This window comes from Pseudomonas sp. YL2, assembly GCF_023063025.1.
Classification (GTDB): Bacteria; Pseudomonadota; Gammaproteobacteria; order Pseudomonadales; family Pseudomonadaceae; genus Aquipseudomonas; species Aquipseudomonas putida_A.
Window position 1 is genome coordinate 191,480 of record NZ_JAJSLU010000003.1, and the last position, 16,415, is coordinate 207,894.

The 16,415-nt window shown below is 56.8% G+C and carries 18 protein-coding genes; 10 read left to right on the forward strand and 8 right to left on the reverse strand.

Annotated features, from left to right (window positions below; genetic code table 11):
* Positions 1-331 precede the first annotated feature (331 nt).
* The 6 genes from phhA (at position 332) to LVD08_RS06220 (ending at position 4,747) form a co-directional block, all read left to right on the forward strand.
* The gene (gene phhA / locus LVD08_RS06200; RefSeq protein WP_007965510.1) at positions 332-1,123 is read left to right on the forward strand and encodes a phenylalanine 4-monooxygenase; all 792 of its coding nucleotides are present in this window, start codon (positions 332-334) and stop codon (positions 1,121-1,123) included.
* A 118-nt stretch (positions 1,124-1,241) separates the two neighbouring features.
* Complete coding sequence (locus LVD08_RS06205) at positions 1,242-1,598, forward strand: 4a-hydroxytetrahydrobiopterin dehydratase (RefSeq protein ID WP_003222798.1); 357 nt, start codon at positions 1,242-1,244, stop codon at positions 1,596-1,598.
* Complete coding sequence (locus tag LVD08_RS06210; protein ID WP_247267726.1) at positions 1,598-2,791, forward strand: amino acid aminotransferase; 1,194 nt, start codon at positions 1,598-1,600, stop codon at positions 2,789-2,791. Before LVD08_RS06205 ends, LVD08_RS06210 begins: the two co-directional genes overlap by 1 nt.
* Before the next feature lie 268 nt (positions 2,792-3,059).
* Positions 3,060-3,191, forward strand: a complete 132-nt coding sequence (locus tag LVD08_RS28030; RefSeq protein ID WP_256214475.1) for a hypothetical protein — start codon at positions 3,060-3,062, stop codon at positions 3,189-3,191.
* A 69-nt stretch (positions 3,192-3,260) separates the two neighbouring features.
* The gene (locus LVD08_RS06215; RefSeq protein ID WP_003222790.1) at positions 3,261-3,443 is read left to right on the forward strand and encodes a hypothetical protein; all 183 of its coding nucleotides are present in this window, start codon (positions 3,261-3,263) and stop codon (positions 3,441-3,443) included.
* A 104-nt stretch (positions 3,444-3,547) separates the two neighbouring features.
* A complete protein-coding gene (locus LVD08_RS06220; protein ID WP_247267727.1) occupies positions 3,548-4,747 on the forward strand; it encodes an MFS transporter in 1,200 nt (399 codons plus the stop codon).
* A 62-nt stretch (positions 4,748-4,809) separates the two neighbouring features.
* Here the strand turns inward: LVD08_RS06220 and LVD08_RS06225 are convergent, their stop codons facing one another.
* Together LVD08_RS06225 and arfB are read right to left on the reverse strand one after the other, a co-directional pair.
* Entirely contained in the window at positions 4,810-6,108 is a 1,299-nt protein-coding gene (locus LVD08_RS06225; RefSeq protein ID WP_247267728.1) for a hypothetical protein, read from the reverse strand.
* Between the two features lie 199 nt (positions 6,109-6,307).
* Positions 6,308-6,721, reverse strand: coding sequence for an alternative ribosome rescue aminoacyl-tRNA hydrolase ArfB (gene arfB / locus LVD08_RS06230; RefSeq protein WP_103368136.1), 414 nt, complete (start codon positions 6,719-6,721; stop codon positions 6,308-6,310).
* Between the two features lie 146 nt (positions 6,722-6,867).
* Between arfB and queC the strand changes: the two genes are divergently transcribed.
* Positions 6,868-7,566: a 7-cyano-7-deazaguanine synthase QueC gene (gene queC, locus LVD08_RS06235; RefSeq protein WP_247267729.1), complete on the forward strand. Its 699-nt coding sequence runs from the start codon at positions 6,868-6,870 to the stop codon at positions 7,564-7,566.
* A gap of 62 nt (positions 7,567-7,628) precedes the next feature.
* Here the strand turns inward: queC and LVD08_RS06240 are convergent, their stop codons facing one another.
* From LVD08_RS06240 to LVD08_RS06250, 3 genes are all read right to left on the reverse strand, one after another.
* On the reverse strand, positions 7,629-8,504 hold the full coding sequence (locus LVD08_RS06240; RefSeq protein ID WP_150367971.1) for a queuosine precursor transporter: 876 nt from the start codon (positions 8,502-8,504) through the stop codon (positions 7,629-7,631).
* On the reverse strand, positions 8,488-9,093 hold the full coding sequence (locus LVD08_RS06245) for a helix-turn-helix transcriptional regulator (protein WP_247267730.1): 606 nt from the start codon (positions 9,091-9,093) through the stop codon (positions 8,488-8,490). The genes LVD08_RS06240 and LVD08_RS06245 overlap by 17 nt, the downstream gene beginning before the upstream one ends.
* Positions 9,094-9,303: 210 nt before the next feature.
* Positions 9,304-9,597 carry a hypothetical protein gene (locus LVD08_RS06250; RefSeq protein WP_247267731.1) on the reverse strand — a complete coding sequence of 98 codons (294 nt, stop codon included), beginning with the start codon at positions 9,595-9,597 and terminating at the stop codon, positions 9,304-9,306.
* A 67-nt stretch (positions 9,598-9,664) separates the two neighbouring features.
* On the opposite strand from LVD08_RS06250, the gene LVD08_RS06255 reads away from it, so the two are divergent.
* Positions 9,665-11,014 carry a serine hydroxymethyltransferase gene (locus tag LVD08_RS06255; RefSeq protein WP_247267732.1) on the forward strand — a complete coding sequence of 450 codons (1,350 nt, stop codon included), beginning with the start codon at positions 9,665-9,667 and terminating at the stop codon, positions 11,012-11,014.
* A gap of 54 nt (positions 11,015-11,068) precedes the next feature.
* On the opposite strand, the gene LVD08_RS06260 is transcribed toward LVD08_RS06255, so the two are convergent.
* Positions 11,069-12,490, reverse strand: coding sequence for an amino acid permease (locus LVD08_RS06260; protein ID WP_183781817.1), 1,422 nt, complete (start codon positions 12,488-12,490; stop codon positions 11,069-11,071).
* Positions 12,491-13,383: 893 nt separating this feature from the next.
* Between LVD08_RS06260 and LVD08_RS06265 the strand changes: the two genes are divergently transcribed.
* Together LVD08_RS06265 and LVD08_RS06270 are read left to right on the forward strand one after the other, a co-directional pair.
* A complete protein-coding gene (locus LVD08_RS06265; protein WP_003222780.1) occupies positions 13,384-13,521 on the forward strand; it encodes a hypothetical protein in 138 nt (45 codons plus the stop codon).
* A gap of 71 nt (positions 13,522-13,592) precedes the next feature.
* Positions 13,593-14,558, forward strand: coding sequence for a hypothetical protein (locus LVD08_RS06270; protein WP_041073062.1), 966 nt, complete (start codon positions 13,593-13,595; stop codon positions 14,556-14,558).
* Positions 14,559-14,756: 198 nt separating this feature from the next.
* Here the strand turns inward: LVD08_RS06270 and rluB are convergent, their stop codons facing one another.
* Both rluB and LVD08_RS06280 read right to left on the reverse strand, forming a co-directional pair.
* A complete protein-coding gene (gene rluB / locus LVD08_RS06275) occupies positions 14,757-15,971 on the reverse strand; it encodes a 23S rRNA pseudouridine(2605) synthase RluB (protein ID WP_027613970.1) in 1,215 nt (404 codons plus the stop codon).
* A gap of 142 nt (positions 15,972-16,113) precedes the next feature.
* Complete coding sequence (locus tag LVD08_RS06280; protein ID WP_027613971.1) at positions 16,114-16,305, reverse strand: DUF1289 domain-containing protein; 192 nt, start codon at positions 16,303-16,305, stop codon at positions 16,114-16,116.
* Between the last annotated feature and the right edge of the window lie 110 nt (positions 16,306-16,415).

Sequence of the window (16,415 nt, forward strand, 5' to 3'; positions counted from 1 at the left end):
GCTTGCTCGCGAAGGCGGTGTGTCAGCTGAATGAATGGTGACTGACACACCGCTTTCGCGAGCAAGCCCGCTCCCACAGGGATAGCGCCCCGACTTTTCTGTCGAGGCGAGCAGATAGTTGTCAAGATTATGTGACAGCCACAGCCCTTTTCAAACCTGCAAATCACCGCAAATGCGTGATATCAGCCAAAGCGTAACGATTTTTTTACGAAATGCGGTGGTTGTTCCTACCAGGAACGCACTCAACCTGCTGCATCACGCCGCACTCTCGGGTAATTCTCAGTCCATCGCTGGACATAACAAGAACGAATTCCCCTAGCAGGAGAGCAGTATGAAGCAGACGCAATACGTGGCCCGCGAGCCCGATGCGCAAGGTTTTATCGACTACCCCGCCGAAGAACATGCGGTGTGGAACACGCTGATCACCCGCCAGTTGAAAGTGATCGAGGGTCGGGCGTGCCAGGAATACCTGGACGGTATCGAAAAACTCGGTCTGCCCCACGACCGCATTCCGCAGCTGGGCGAGATCAACAAGGTGCTCGGTGAGACCACCGGTTGGCAGGTTGCCCGCGTCCCGGCACTGATCCCCTTCCAGACCTTCTTCGAATTGCTCGCCAGCAAACAGTTTCCGGTGGCCACGTTCATTCGTACCCGCGAAGAACTGGACTACCTGCAAGAGCCGGACATTTTTCACGAGATCTTCGGCCACTGCCCGCTGCTGACCAACCCATGGTTCGCCGAATTCACCCACACCTACGGCAAACTCGGCCTGCAGGCCACGAAGGAAGAGCGCGTGTATCTGGCGCGCCTGTACTGGATGACCATCGAGTTCGGCCTGGTCGACACCCCGCAAGGCAAACGCATCTACGGCGGCGGCATCCTGTCCTCGCCGAAGGAAACCGTTTACTCGCTGTCGGACGAACCCGAGCATCAGGCCTTCGATCCGCTGGAAGCCATGCGCACACCGTATCGCATCGACATCCTGCAGCCGCTGTACTTTGTCCTGCCGAACCTCAAGCGCCTGTTCGACGTCGCCCATGAAGACATCATGGCCATGGTTCGCCAAGGCATGCAGCTGGGTTTGCACGCTCCGAAGTTTCCGCCAAAACCGAAAGCCGCGTGATCCGCGACTTTTGCTGAGAATTGAGTCTGTCAGTCGCCGTCACTTTGGTTTAGCGTGACGGCATTGACGGGCCGATAGTTTCTATAAAAAAAACACACTCGATTTCAGGAATCACACCATGTCCACTTTGAACCAAGCCCACTGCGAAGCCTGCCGTGCCGATGCGCCACAAGTCAGCGACGAAGAACTGCCGATCCTGATCAAGCAGATCCCGGACTGGAACATCGAAGTACGCGACAGCATCATGCAGCTGGAGAAAGTTTTCCTGTTCAAGAACTTCAAGCATGCGCTGGCGTTCACCAACGCCGTCGGCGAGATCTCCGAGGCCGAAGGTCACCACCCGGGTCTGCTGACCGAGTGGGGCAAAGTCACCGTGACCTGGTGGAGCCACTCGATCAAAGGCCTGCACCGCAACGACTTCATCATGGCCGCGCGCACTGACGAAGTGGCCAAGACCGCAGAAGGACGCAAGTAATGCACTTTGACGCCATCGGCCGGGTACCCGGCGACCCGATCCTCGGTTTGATGGAGGCCTATGCGCAGGACAGTAACCCGCGCAAGTTCGACCTCGGCGTTGGCGTCTACAAGGATGCCCAGGGCCTGACGCCGATCCCCGAAGCGGTGAAAATCGCCGAGGCGCGACTGGTCGAAAGCCAGGACACCAAGACCTACATCGGCGGTCACGGCAACCCATTGTTCGGCAAAGTCATCAATGAACTGGTGCTTGGCGCCGACTCGAAGCTGATCGCCGAACAGCGCGCCGGCGCCACCCAGACTCCGGGCGGCACCGGTGCCCTGCGTCTGGCAGCCGACTTCATCGCCCAGTGTCTGCCGGGCAAGGGCGTGTGGCTGAGCAATCCGACCTGGCCGATCCACGAAACGATTTTCGCCGCGGCCGGGGTCAAGGTCAGTCACTACCCGTACGTGGGCAGCGACAACCGCCTCGACGTCGATGCGATGCTCTCCGCACTCAACGAAGTGCCGCAAGGCGACGTGGTGCTGCTGCATGCCTGCTGCCACAACCCGACCGGTTTCGACCTGAACCATGACGACTGGCAGCGTGTGCTCGACGTGGTGCGCCGCCGTGACCTGCTGCCGCTGATCGACTTTGCCTACCAGGGCTTTGGCGATGGGCTGGAGCAGGACGCATGGTCGACCCGACTGTTCGCCGCCGAGGTGCCTGAGCTGCTGATCACCAGCTCCTGCTCGAAGAACTTCGGCCTGTACCGCGACCGTACCGGCGCGCTGATTGTCTGCGCGAAAACCGCCGACAAGCTGATCGACATCCGCAGCCAACTGGCCAACATCGCCCGCAACCTGTGGTCGACGCCACCGGATCACGGCGCGGCCGTGGTGGCGACCATCCTCGCCGACCCGGAGCTGAAAGCGCGCTGGGCCGATGAAGTGGAAGCCATGCGCTTGCGCATCGCCCAATTGCGCAGCGGTCTGGTCGAAGCACTGGAACCACACGGTCTGCGCGAGCGCTTTGCGCACATTGGCGTGCAACGCGGAATGTTCTCCTACACCGGGCTGTCGCCGGAGCAGGTCAAACAACTGCGTGAGCAGCACAGCGTGTACATGGTTAGCTCGGGTCGGGCCAACGTCGCCGGGATCGACGCCACGCGCCTGGCACTGCTGGCCGAGGCCATCGCCAACGCCTGCAAATAACCCCGCAATCCCCTGTAGGAGTGAGCCTGCTCGCGATAGCGGCGTATCAGCCAGCATATGAGTTGACTGACACACCGCCATCGCGAGCAGGCTCACTCCTACAGTTTTTTTTGCGGCGACCTTTGTTATCGCGCCCCCCCCTGCGGCCATCTGTCGCATTATTTTCAATTAAAAGTCTGATTGTCATTTTTCCTGCTGTATCCTGCGCAGGCTTTCAAGAAGCGCGGATCTACCAGATCTATCAACAGACTTAGCGAGGAGCGCAACCATGCACGAGATTCCTAATCTCCCCTTCCCAAGCCTGCACGTACCTGAGCAGACGACCACGCAACAAGCCGGTGCCCAACAGCCCGAGCCGAAAGAAGCCGTTGAGAGCCGCCAGGCCGACAGCGAAGAGTAAAACCCGCCGTACAGACCGTGTGGAAAGCGCTAAGATGCGCTTTCCACACTGCCTGAAACCGAGCCCGCCATGACCGACGAATTCTCTGAAAGCCAAGCTGCCGTCCTGATCGGCGCGACCGAGAAAATGATCGAGATCTGGAACCGTCTCTCCCCGGAAAAACAGGCCGCCCTGCTCGCCCGTTTCGGCAGCGAAGAAAACGCCCTCGCTGCACTGGTCACTACACAACTGGTCGCCCCGGCCAAACCCTGAAGCCACCCTCCCGGCAAATAGTTTTACTTTTCCCCGCCCCTGACGCGTCCGCGCCGGTATCATAAGCAGCCTATCTAATCCTGCTTTGCCGTGGATCGTTTCTCATGTCGTCCTCTATGCCACAACCCCAGCGCCCCCTGGCGGTCACGCTGCAAGTCGTGTCCATCGTCCTCTTCACCTTCATCGGCTACCTGAACATCGGCATTCCGCTCGCTGTGCTGCCGGGTTACGTCCACAGCGATCTTGGCTTTGGCGCGGTGATCGCGGGGCTGGTGATCAGCGTGCAATACCTCGCCACCCTGCTCAGCCGTCCGTACGCCGGCAAGATCATCGACAACCAGGGCAGCAAGCGCGCGGTGATGATCGGTCTGGCCGGATGCGGCTTGAGTGGTGTGTTTATGCTGATTTCGGCGTGGACACCCAACTTGCCGATGTTCAGCCTGATCAGCCTGTTGATCGGGCGTCTGGTGCTGGGCAGCGCGGAAAGTCTGGTCGGCTCCGGCTCGATTGGCTGGGGCATCGGCCGCGTTGGCGCAGCGAACACCGCCAAAGTGATCTCGTGGAACGGCATCGCCAGTTACGGCGCGCTCGCGGTCGGCGCGCCGTTCGGGGTGTGGCTGGTCGGCCAGCTGGGATTGTGGAGCATGGGCGTCAGCATCATTCTGCTGGCAGCGCTGGGCCTGCTGCTGGCGTGGCCGAAAACCGCGGCGCCGATTGTCGCCGGCGAGCGCTTGCCGTTCATGCATGTGCTCGGTCGCGTGTTCCCCCACGGCTGCGGCCTGGCGCTAGGCTCGATTGGTTTCGGCACCATCGCCACCTTCATCACCCTGTATTACGCCACCCGGCACTGGGACAACGCAGTGCTGTGCCTGAGCCTGTTCGGCGCCAGCTTCATCGGCGCGCGACTGCTGTTCGGCAACCTGATCAACCGCCTCGGCGGCTTCCGCGTAGCGATCGCCTGCCTCTCGGTGGAAACCCTCGGCCTGTTGCTGCTGTGGCTGGCACCGGATGCACATTGGGCGCTGGCCGGGGCGGCGTTGAGCGGCTTCGGTTTCTCGCTGGTGTTCCCGGCGCTGGGCGTGGAGGCGGTGAATCTGGTGCCGGCCTCCAGCCGTGGCGCGGCGGTCGGCGCGTACTCGCTGTTCATCGACTTGTCGCTGGGGATCACCGGACCATTGGCGGGGGCGATTGCGGCGGGCTTCGGTTTTGCTTCGATCTTTCTGTTTGCCGCCATTGCCTCACTGAGCGGCCTGATGCTGAGTGTGTATTTGTACCGCATTAAACCAAAACACCACTTTCATTGATCGCCCAATATTGGCCATTCATTGGTTCCGAATGGCCAATGCACAACCGCGGCTTTTATAAGCTATCCATGCAAACGGAAAATGGCGAAGCTACCGTTTTCTCTATTTTTACTGGATACAAACACAATTTTTCGATCTTCCTGAACAGCGAGATCGTGAATAATCTGGTCTTTAGGAAATACAACCTTTCCAGCAACACCAAACCCCTCGTCCCAACCCATGTCTTGTTCAAGACTGGCAATAAATGCCTGGCTATCCGACCCGCCACGCAAATAAGCATAACCTGCTACCACAACGGTTGATTTCAAATTATAGAGTGCTGCTTTCGTCATATAGATATCGCTGAAATCATCAGTGATAAATCCTCCCCACCCTTGTTTGCCAAAAAGTGGATCTTCCTCGCCTTTGAGCCCGCGACGTTGAAGCTGGAGAAACAGATACTGCGGAACTCCATTATCCGAAGTACCTATAATATAAAACTGAGAACGATCATCGCGTTTCAGAATGACGCTTTTAACCGAAGGTACTCCATCATAATATCCTCCGACCCCAAAACTGGCGTCAAGATCACCACGAGCATCATACCGGCCAACAAACCAACTTTTATCACGCAGCCCCTCTGAAGCGGCGACAATATAACCATCGCCTTGGCGAAACATATCCTGTCCTATGACTAAAATAGATGAACCTCGAGAAACCAATCGGTACCCGCCATTACCGAACGTTTCGTCCAACCCACCGTTATTTTTTAACTTGACCACAAACGCCCTATCGAAAAATCCTCTGTCGTCAAGCGTGGTCAGAAGCAAAACGCCGCCATCGTCCAATAATTCCATAGTTCCGTGGTAGTCGCGCCCCTTATCCGCCAGAGGTTGCTTAACCTTTGGAACATCTGAACTTGCAGGAGCAACCTCTTTCAGATCCAGACTCCACAACATGACGCCTTTGCTGCCAAACCCTTCATCAAGTTTCCCATTCAAATCGAATCGAGCCAGGCCGGTAGCACGATTAAAGCCGTCTTTACGAGCGAAGAACCCCAACACATACTTGCCATGAACACTATCAAACTTCACGCTATAGGGCTGCGGCAAATCCCACCCAGGAAAAAACTCCGAGAGTTTAAAAAAAACACTACCCGCTTTTCCGAAACTCTCGTCGATACCTCCTTCCTCATCAAGCATGCACAGGTAAATCTCTTGCCGCTCCTCGTCAGTTGCTGCGCAAAGAATCCTGTTCGGTTCTGAGAGAAAAGTGACGACCCGAGGTTGAAGCCTCTGACCTTGTTCTCCGTATAAAACGACCTCACTGCGCACACCAAAATCAGTATCAGGAGTACCACGCACAACATTTAAGTTATTCATTTACTTTTGCTCAATCAATGAAAAGAGAGCTCAGTAAACGTGTAACAGCAATCCGGCACACCTGTCAGATATGACAGTCATGTAGACCAATTAGTTATAAAAGAGTCGTTCAATGTCCGGAAATTGATTAAGTTGAGAGGTGCGTAATGGAGACAATGCCCGCTCCGGATGAAATGGAACAACTCCATGACACCAACCCTTAAAAATCCACCTTGCCGCGCCCGGCCTTGATGCTGCCGCGCTTGGTCTTGGATTCGAGCCGGCGCTTCTTCGAGCCGAGGGTCGGCTTGGTCGGGCGGCGCTTCTTTTCGACCTTGGTGGCGCTGAGGATCAACTCGGTCAGGCGCTCCAGCGCATCGGTCCGGTTGGCTTCCTGCGTGCGGTACTGCTGAGCCTTGATGATCAGCACGCCATCGCTGGTGATGCGACTGTCACGCAGCGCCAGCAGCCGTTCCTTGTAGAACTCGGGCAAGGACGAGGCCGGAATGTCGAAGCGCAGGTGCACGGCGCTGGAGACCTTGTTGACGTTCTGCCCACCGGCGCCTTGCGCGCGGATGTACGTCAGTTCGATCTCGGCATCCGGCAAATGCACGTTGTTGGAAATCACCAGCATGGAAAAAAGTCCGAATTCAGAGCGTGCAGGATACCGCGATTAGCCACAAAGCAGGTCTCCTGCGGCCATGCGCAACTTCTTGCATCAATCGTTTCGCGTTATGATCCCCAGCGAAAATTTACCAGTTCAATGCAGGAAGCATAAGCATGAGCAATAAAGCAGTTATCGTTTTTAGTGGCGGACAGGACTCGACGACCTGTTTGATCCATGCACTGAGCCACTATGACGAAATTCATTGCATCACGTTTGACTATGGTCAGCGTCATCGCGCGGAAATCGAAGTCGCGCAGCAACTGGCCAAACAGCTCGGCGTGACCGTGCATAAAGTGATGGATGTATCTTTGCTGAATGAGCTGGCCATCAGCAGCCTGACTCGCGACAACATCCCGGTTCCGACGGTTAATAGTTCTGGCGAAAGTCTGCCAAGCACCTTTGTGCCGGGAAGAAACATCCTGTTTTTGACCCTCGCCTCTATTTACGCCTATCAGGTACAAGCCAGAACGGTCATCACCGGGGTTTGCGAAACGGACTTCTCGGGCTATCCGGATTGCCGGGACGAGTTCGTCAAGGGACTGAACAAAGCCCTTGAGCTGGGCATGGATTACCCATTGAAACTTGATACTCCGCTGATGTGGCTGAACAAGGCGGAAACCTGGGCGTTGGCCGATCATCACCATCAGCTTGATTTGGTTCGCCACCAGACACTGACCTGCTACAACGGCATAACCGGTAGCGGATGTGCAAATTGCGACGCTTGCAATCTTCGCGCAAAAGGCCTCAATGAGTTTCTGGAAAACAAGGATGAGGTGATGAACAGCTTGAAAAGGAAGCTGAATCTGCAATAAAGCACCCAGCATATAAAAATGCGCTCACCTGAAAATTTCGAGTGAGCGCATTATTTAATCCATCAAGCCTGACTACCCGTCAGATACCTCTTGAACAATGACCTGGCACCGTATGCCGGCATGATATTGAAGAACGCAAAACCGACCTTTATCGCGATCTGGACGTAAATCATGCTGAGTATCGCGCTATTCTCCATCGTCCCGTAAAAGGCGATGTAGCAGAAAAGAAAACTGTCGATTATCACCGCAAACAAAGTACTCAGAAACACCCGCAAGAAGAGAAATCGGGAGTTGGTCAGTTCTTTGATTTTGCACAACAGATAAGAGTTTATATTTTCCGACACCAGAAACGATATAGACGAAGCTACCAGCACCGACGACAACTGACTGATCACATCATTGTAAGGCCCGTCGAGCTTCCACCCGGGTAGGCCGGGAAGGTACGTAGTCATGGCCAGCAAAATGATAATGGCCGCATTACTGATGAACGCGAAGAGTATCGCCTTGCGCGCCAACCGGAGGCCGAAGGTTTCATTCAGCAAGTCGACGATCAAAAACGTCAGCGGATACAGGAAAGTACCCGGCGTTACGACAATATCAAAATATTCCAGATAGATAGGCTTGGTCGCCGCAATGCTGGTAAAAATATAAAGCGTGAACAGCATCAGGTTCAGAATGATATAAATCATCCAGGAACTCTCGTGGCGATCATTTATTTCATAAGCGGTAAGCGACCCTCCCTGGGAGTAGAATTTCTTGTACAGATTCTTTACTTCTATCTTGTTCAGATTATCCATAATCTCACTATTCAACACTTCACTCAGCTTTATTTTAATTATCTTGCCTGTCGCAATGACCATGATCACCGCCAGGCTTTTTCCGTTTTCGAACCCCAACAGCTTATATTTGGTGTTTTCCCTTTCAACGCTGCAATCCATTAAATCGTTCCTCGATTATATCCCCGACAACACAAATACTCTCCAGCGCAAGATCAACCTCAGTTGTTATGAATAACCTTTTACTGACCTTGTCATACACCAGTTTTTCCTTGTCGATACTTGCCGTGCCTTTCTGCACGATCAGCAGGTCGCCCGGTTCATTCATGCCACTGACTTCATTTTCCAGCAGGACGCCTATCAAATTGAAGGACGTTCCAAAATAGTAAGTCAGTGGAAAAATCGTCGCCAACTCGCCGATTCGCTTATCCAGATTCTGCAGAAGCAGACTTTCCTTGATGACAGGCACTGCCGCCGGGTTCATGTTGCCCTGCGGCGAGATGCTGCTGTCGATGATTTCCTTTTCTTCAAACGAGATTGTCTCTATCTCTTCGTAGGACACTCCGAAAAAGTCGGAAATCTTGCGCACAGTGGACTGCTGTACGTTGACCACTTTACCTTCAAGAATGTTGTAGATCGTGGTTCGGGTCAGTCCACTGGAGTTGCATAACGACAGCTGCGTTTCCCCACGACTCTTTATCAGGTACTTGATATTGTTCTTCAGATTCTCCGATCGTTCTCTTCTGTGCATGGAATGCTTACCGTCTTTTATAAAGGCAATTTGGAAATACCCCTCGAATCATCATTCAGGGACTCAACAGACCCACTAGAAAATAGTTGTACGGGTATTAGAGCCGCGGCAGATCATAGCATTCCCCCTCCCTGATTTCGGCATAAACATAGTGTGAATAACGCCGCTGGTATGAATCAAAAAGAACAATTCGAAATCTGTACTGACTCGTCAGTTCTGCTCATCGGCCAGCAAAATCTCGTGAATAGCGATCCTTCCCGCCTGCAGTTTTACACCCTGAGGCCCGGAAAAAAGAATCATTTTATTTGAACAATGTTCATTTTTCTGATTAATTTTCTGGTGTTCCGCCGTGAAAAACCTATGATGCGTCGGGCAGACCGGACTGTCGGCAGCGACCGCAGTCAACAGAAAACGGGCCGGCGATACAGAGATTAGTTTGCGCGCAGTGCCGCGAAAACAAGGAATCCGCTGTATCCGGTCGGGCAAGGGCAGAAACGCACGCACCCTCCGGTAAAACCAAGGAAGTCGCGCTCGTTCGCAGCGCGCTGCACACAGGGAAGGAATACAGACAATGGCAGTCCATACCGAACCGCTCATGAACCAGGCTGATCTGCTGCAACGGGGCCTGGCGGATCTGTGGGCGCAAGACGCCGAACTGGCAGGGATCCTCGACGCGGAAATTGCCCGTCAGCACCAGGTGCTGTCGCTGGTCTCCTCCTCTTGCGCCGTCAGGCCCATGACCCTGGCCGCCTCCGCTTCGGCACTGGTCAATGTGACGGCCGAGGGGCTGCCCGGCAGACGTTACGGCGGCGGGTGCGAAAACGTCGATCTGGTCGAAGCGCTTGCCATCCGCAGAGCGCGGGAACTGTTCGATGCCCAGTACGCAAGCGTGCAATCGCATTCGGCATCAAACGCCAATTACCACGTGCTGACCGCCCTGCTCGAACCAGGCGATACCTTGCTGGGAATGGGCGTCAAATACGGCGGCCATCATACCCATGGCAGTTCCACCTCATTCGCCGGCATTTACTACAAGGCGATTCGGTACGGCACGACTTCAGCGGGGGTCATCGATTACGACCAGGTGCGCAAACTGGCGCTCGCCCATCGCCCACGCATCATCATGTGCGGCGCGACGGCGTACTCACGGGTCATCGATTTCCAACGATTTCGCGAGATTGCCGATGAAGCCGGCGCCATCCTGCTCGCCGATATTTCGCATATCGCCGGACTGGTTGCCACAGGGCGGCATCCCAGTCCGATCGACGTCGCACACGTCACCACCACCTGCACCCACAAACAACTCATGGGCCCGCGCGGCGGTCTGATCCTTTCGGGTCAAGCGGCGAACACCAAGGTGCCCGGCTTGAGGACGACATTCAGCCGCGCCCTCGACCAGGCCGTTTATCCGCGAATGCAGGGCGCGCCTGCCGTCAACATGATCGCCGCGAAGGCGGCGGCTCTGGCTTACGCAAAGTCCACGGAGTTCGACAGAAGCATGGGGCGGGTTCGCAGCACGGCTGACGAGTTCGCCAGCGCCTTTCAGGCTCACGACTACGAAGTCGTCGGCGGGGGCAGCGAAAACCATACGGTATTGATTCGGTTGCGTGGCGGCATCACCGGCGCCATTGCCGAGTCGGCGCTGGAGCGTTGCGCAATTATCGTGGACAAATATCGTGTACCGGGCGAGACACGCCCTTCACTCATTACCAGCGGTCTGCGCATCGGCACGGGCTCCATCGCGCAGCGCAGAATCGATCCGCAGGGATGTCGCCAGATCGTCGATCTGATCTGCCGGATCCTCGACAGTGTGAGACCGATCAGCGAGCAGGATTACCTGCTGGAACCGGCCTTGCGCGAGCAATTCCGGTTGCAGACCGAAGCGTTCTGCACAGCCCATCCCATCGCCGAATACGTCTGACGACCAATAAAAAACCCGGCACATTGGCCGGGTTTCTCACTTTCTGCGTCTGGCTTACTTCGCGGCAGAACCCGCCGCGTGCAGCACCTGCTGCGCCCCACGCTTGTTCTTGATCACGTAGCAGACCCACATGAACACGACCCACACCGGAATCGCGTACACCGAGATCTGGATGCCCGGGATCAGCAGCATCACGCCAAGGATGAACACCACGAACGCCAGGCAGACATAGTTGCCGTACGGGTACCACAGCGCCTTGAACAGTGGTGTCTGCTGCGTCTTGTTCATGTGCTGACGGAACTTGAAGTGCGAGAAGCTGATCATCGCCCAGTTGATCACCAGCGTTGCAACCACCAGCGACATCAGCAGTTCCAGCGCTTGCTGCGGGATCAGATAGTTGAGCAGCACCGCCACCAGCGTGACAGCCGCGGACGCCAGGATCGAACGCACCGGCACGCCGCGCTTGTCGATCTTCGCCAGACCTTTCGGTGCATCGCCCTGCTCGGCCATGCCCAGCAGCATGCGGCTGTTGCAGTAGGTGCCGCTGTTGTACACCGACAATGCCGCGGTCAGCACCACGAAGTTGAGGATGTGCGCAGCGGTGTTGCTGCCGAGCATCGAGAACACCTGCACGAACGGGCTGCCGCTGTACGAATCGCCGGACGCGTTGAGGGTTGCCAGCAGGCTGTCCCAAGGAGTCAACGACAGCAGGATCACCAGCGCGCCGATGTAGAAAATCAGGATGCGGTAGATCACCTGGTTGATCGCTTTCGGGATCACGGTTTTCGGCTTGTCCGCTTCGGCGGCGGTGAAACCGAGCATTTCCAGACCGCCGAAAGAGAACATGATGATCGCCATCGCCATCACCAGACCGCTGACGCCGTTGGGGAAGAACCCGCCGTGCGACCACAGGTTGCTGACCGAGGCCTGCGGGCCGCCATGGCCGCTGACCAGCAGGTAGCTGCCCAGCGCGATCATGCCGACGATCGCCACGACCTTGATGATCGCGAACCAGAATTCGGCCTCCCCGAAGACTTTGACGTTGGCCAGGTTGATCGCGTTGATCAGCACGAAGAAGGCGGCGGCGGTGACCCAGGTCGGGATGTCCGGCGCCCAGTAGTGGATGTACTTGCCGACCGCGGTCAGCTCCGACATGCCCACCAGAATGTACAGAATCCAGCAGTTCCAGCCCGACAGGAAACCGGCAAAACCGCCCCAGTACTTGTGCGCGAAATGGCTGAAGGAACCGGCCACCGGCTCTTCGACGATCATCTCGCCGAGCTGGCGCATGATCATGAAGGCGATGAAGCCGCAGATGGCGTAGCCGAGGATCATCGACGGGCCGGCGGATTTCAGCACCCCGGCCGAGCCGAGGAACAATCCGGTACCGATCGCGCCACCGAGGGCGATCAGTTGAATATGGCGATTTTTCAGGCCGCGTTTCAGCTCGCCTGATTGCGAGTTTTGTCCACTCATGAAAAAGGTCCCACGCAAGGTTTGATGATGTTCAGTAGACGTTGCTGCAAGGTTGCGATTTCAGACAACCCCGATCAAACCCCAGCGCAAGCACCAGGAATTCAGCGTTTTTACAACGGTCATGCGTCACCTGTTTGTTTTTATCTGTGACGAAATCGAACCCGACACGCTTGTGACGTGGCGGAGTGAACAAGGCGGATAACCTTGAGGTTTGCGCGAGTACGCAGAGGGTCACAGTTAAAACGCGGCGCATTGTACACCGCTAACCCCCTGCTGCCAGACCCCGCTGGATCAGCGTGGCGCTTGCCGGGATTGCGTGGGTCCGCCTCGAGACAATCGGGCGGCTGCAAAAATTGAGTCAGGCCTTTGCAGGCCATCGACGGGGACGAGCGAAAAACCGCCCCACGGAGAGAAGTGGAGATCGATCACGGCGTTCATTGCGCCTCCTTCTTGTTATGCACCTGCACGACAGGCATGAGGCGCATCTCACCCTGCAAACAGCGCTGAAACAAGCGCGCCAGAGCCCTGCGCGACGCCTTTGCAGCCGGGCTTCGGCAGGTTTTCCTTACAGCGTCGGGAAGGGGGTATATCCACTGGGCTTCATCGGGATTTTCGTAAATTTTTCTTTACGACGCGTAACGCAGATTTTCCATTTCGGAAAATTCTGTAGGACGTCTGCAAATTGACGGTAGCAAGCTTGCTAATGAAAGTTGCCGCTTAGTTTTTTGTTTTCAAATAAGAAATCCGCCGCTTAAAAACAGAATAAAAAGTTTATTTAAATTTTAAATAAATAATTTTTTGCATTACAAAACACCCTGAACTAGGTTCTTCACGTCTTGCCGGCCAACTCGACCGGCCAGTCATAACCGTGAAAGTCATCTAGGAGATCGACCATGCAAGCACTGGAAAAAGACCTGGACACCGAACTGCAACTGGACGAATGGTTCGAAGCACCGACCCATGAGGCGGCTGTGGAAATGATGCAAGCCGACGCGGTGGTTCCGTTCGGCACGGCGATGTGGCCTCTGTAAGACATCCCCGGGCAGGCACGATCCGGCCGGTCGTGCCTGCCGCTTTCTTCACGGTCAGTCAGGGAGGACTCATGGATAAGCCGCGCGCGATCTCGCATTTCCTTTACTACCTCGAACATCACCCTGCCCTTGCCGGTCTCGATTCGGCGAAGGTACTGCTCGGCCACACCGCCGATTACGAAGCCCTGACCGGCGCCATCGCCGAACAGGCCGGCGATCATCCCCGCTTCACGTTCAGTGCCCGTCGCCTGGACCTGGAAAGCACCGCAACGCTGACCGCGGCGATTGCCGACAGCGATCTGTACATTTTCTTCTACGACTCTTCCACCCTGCCCAACCCGCGCCCCGACGGCCCGGAGTTCGTTCGCGCCCTGCAGGGCGTGATGGCGGAAAACTGGAAGAAGTCGCTGCTGTTCAAGGATTACGGCGACTATTTCTACGACACTTTCAGCGTCACCCCGCAGCGCATCGCCGGGCTCAACAGCCACTTGATCCAGCGCATGTCCCAAGCGACGACGCTGAGCTTCAAGGACGACCACGGCTCCTGGTTTGAAACGCCGCTGAGCAGCATCAAGAAGTGGACCGACATCAACGGTGTCGGCAACTTCGACCTGGCCCCCGGCGAAATCGCCACCCACAGCGAAGCCATCAACGGCCATGTGAAATTCAAGGGCACGTTCCTCAGTACCATCCCGTTTGCGCGCAAGTACGGCGTGCTGGAGTCGCCACTGGAACTGTGGATCGAGAACTCGACCATCAGCCGCATTGCCACCGATGTGCCGGGGCTGGAACACGACTTCAACAAATACCTGGACGCCAACCCGTCAAACCGACGCATCGAAGAATTGGGGATTGGTACCAATGAAGGAGTGAAAGATCTGTATGCGCGCAATGCCGGATTCGAAGAGCGGCATTGTGGGTTGCATCTGGGACTGGGCGGTGGGGCCAAGGGCAGTCATCACCTGGACCTGATCTTCTCTGGCGGGGTGTTGGCGCTGGATGACAAGCCGGTGTTTGATGGGCGGTTTGTGTTTTAAGCGACTGACGCCTTCGCGAGCAAGCCCGCTCCCACAATGGGATTTGTGTTCGATGCCGATCCAATGTGGGAGCGGGCTTGCTCGCGAAGAGGCCGGCTCAGGCAACACAATACTTTCGCCAGACGAAAAAAAACGCCAACCCTGCGGTGGCGTTTTTTGCTTTAGCTCGAAGCTTGCCGCTCAAAGCTCACAACTGCTTTATTCCGGCTTCTTGCGACCGAAACCCGGACGCTGACCGGAACCGGCCGGAGCACCACGACGCTTGCCCGACGGCTTGTCGCCGTCGACCAGTTTGATCCCCGGACGCTTCGGTGCAGGCTTGGCCGGACGCTTGTTGGTGGTGTCGGCAGGACGATCCGCCACCGGCGTACCGCGACCGGCCGGCGCACGACCTTCGCCACGCTCGGTACGACCACGCGGAGCGCGCTCGCCATCCGGACGTGCAGCCGGCTTGCGACCCGGACGCTCGCCTTCGATCTGCGGCTCACGGCTCGGACGCGGACCGGTCGGCGCGCCAGCGGCTGGACGCAGGGTACGCACGCGCTCGGTCTTGGCCATCGGCCGCGACGATTTGCGCTGCATACGTTCCAGCTTGTCCTTGCTCTTGGCGTTGAGTTGCGGCATCGCCACCGGGGTCAGACCGACTTCGGCACTCAGCACGTCGACTTCGTACTGGCTCATTTCACGCCAGCGGCCCATCGGCAGATCAGAGTTGAGGAACACCGGACCGAAACGCACGCGCTTCAGACGGCTGACCACCAGGCCCTGGGATTCCCACAGACGACGAACCTCACGGTTACGACCTTCCATCACCACGCAGTGGTACCAGTGGTTGAAGCCTTCGCCGCCCGGCGCCTGTTGAATGTCGGTGAAACGCGCCGGGCCGTCTTCCAGTACCACGCCGGCCTTCAGGCGCTCGATCATTTCGTCGTCGACTTCACCGCGTACACGCACGGCGTACTCACGGTCCATCTCGTAGGACGGGTGCATCAGGCGGTTGGCCAGCTCACCGTCGGTGGTGAACATCAGCAGACCGGTGGTGTTGATGTCGAGACGACCGATGTTGATCCAGCGGCCTTCTTTCGGACGCGGCAGCTTGTCGAACACGGTCGGACGGCCTTCCGGGTCGTCACGGGTGCAGATCTCGCCATCGGGCTTGTTGTACATGATCACGCGGCGCACCGATTCGGCAGCCTCTTCGCGCTTGATCACCTTGCCATCGATGGTGATGGCGTCGTGCATGTCGACGCGCAGGCCGAGGGTGGCGTCTTTGCCATTGACCTTGATCCGGCCCTGGCTGATCCAGGCTTCGACGTCACGGCGCGAGCCGACGCCGATACGGGCGAGGACTTTCTGCAGCTTTTCGCCTGCTGGGCCGATTTCCTGGTCGTCTTGCTGATTGATGTCACTCATCTGGGCACCTCCCGGTGTGGTCTGTTCAGGCGACGCCTGAAGCATTGAAATCTGGTTTTCGGGCGAAGGGATCGCCGAAGGGTCGCGAATCATACGCGGATGTGCGCCATCGCGCATCAGAGACTAGCTGATCGATCGCCAGTTATTTGTTTTTCCGCCGACCGGCGCCACCGAGTTTGATCAGGCGCAGCGCGGCTTCGGCCAATACCGTGCGCTTGTCGTCCTTGTCGAGTTTCTTCCAGGCACGGATCTCGCGCTTGCTGCGGCCACAGCCGAGACAGATGTCGTCGCTGAACTTGCACAGGCTGATGCACGGGTCTTTGGTTGAGCTCATCGAATACTCCAGAACGACACTTGCCCCTGTGGGAGGGGGGTTGTCTCCCGGCCAGGGGGGGTTGGCGAGACAATCACAAACTCTACCCCCCCCTCCCCCCGCGACACCCC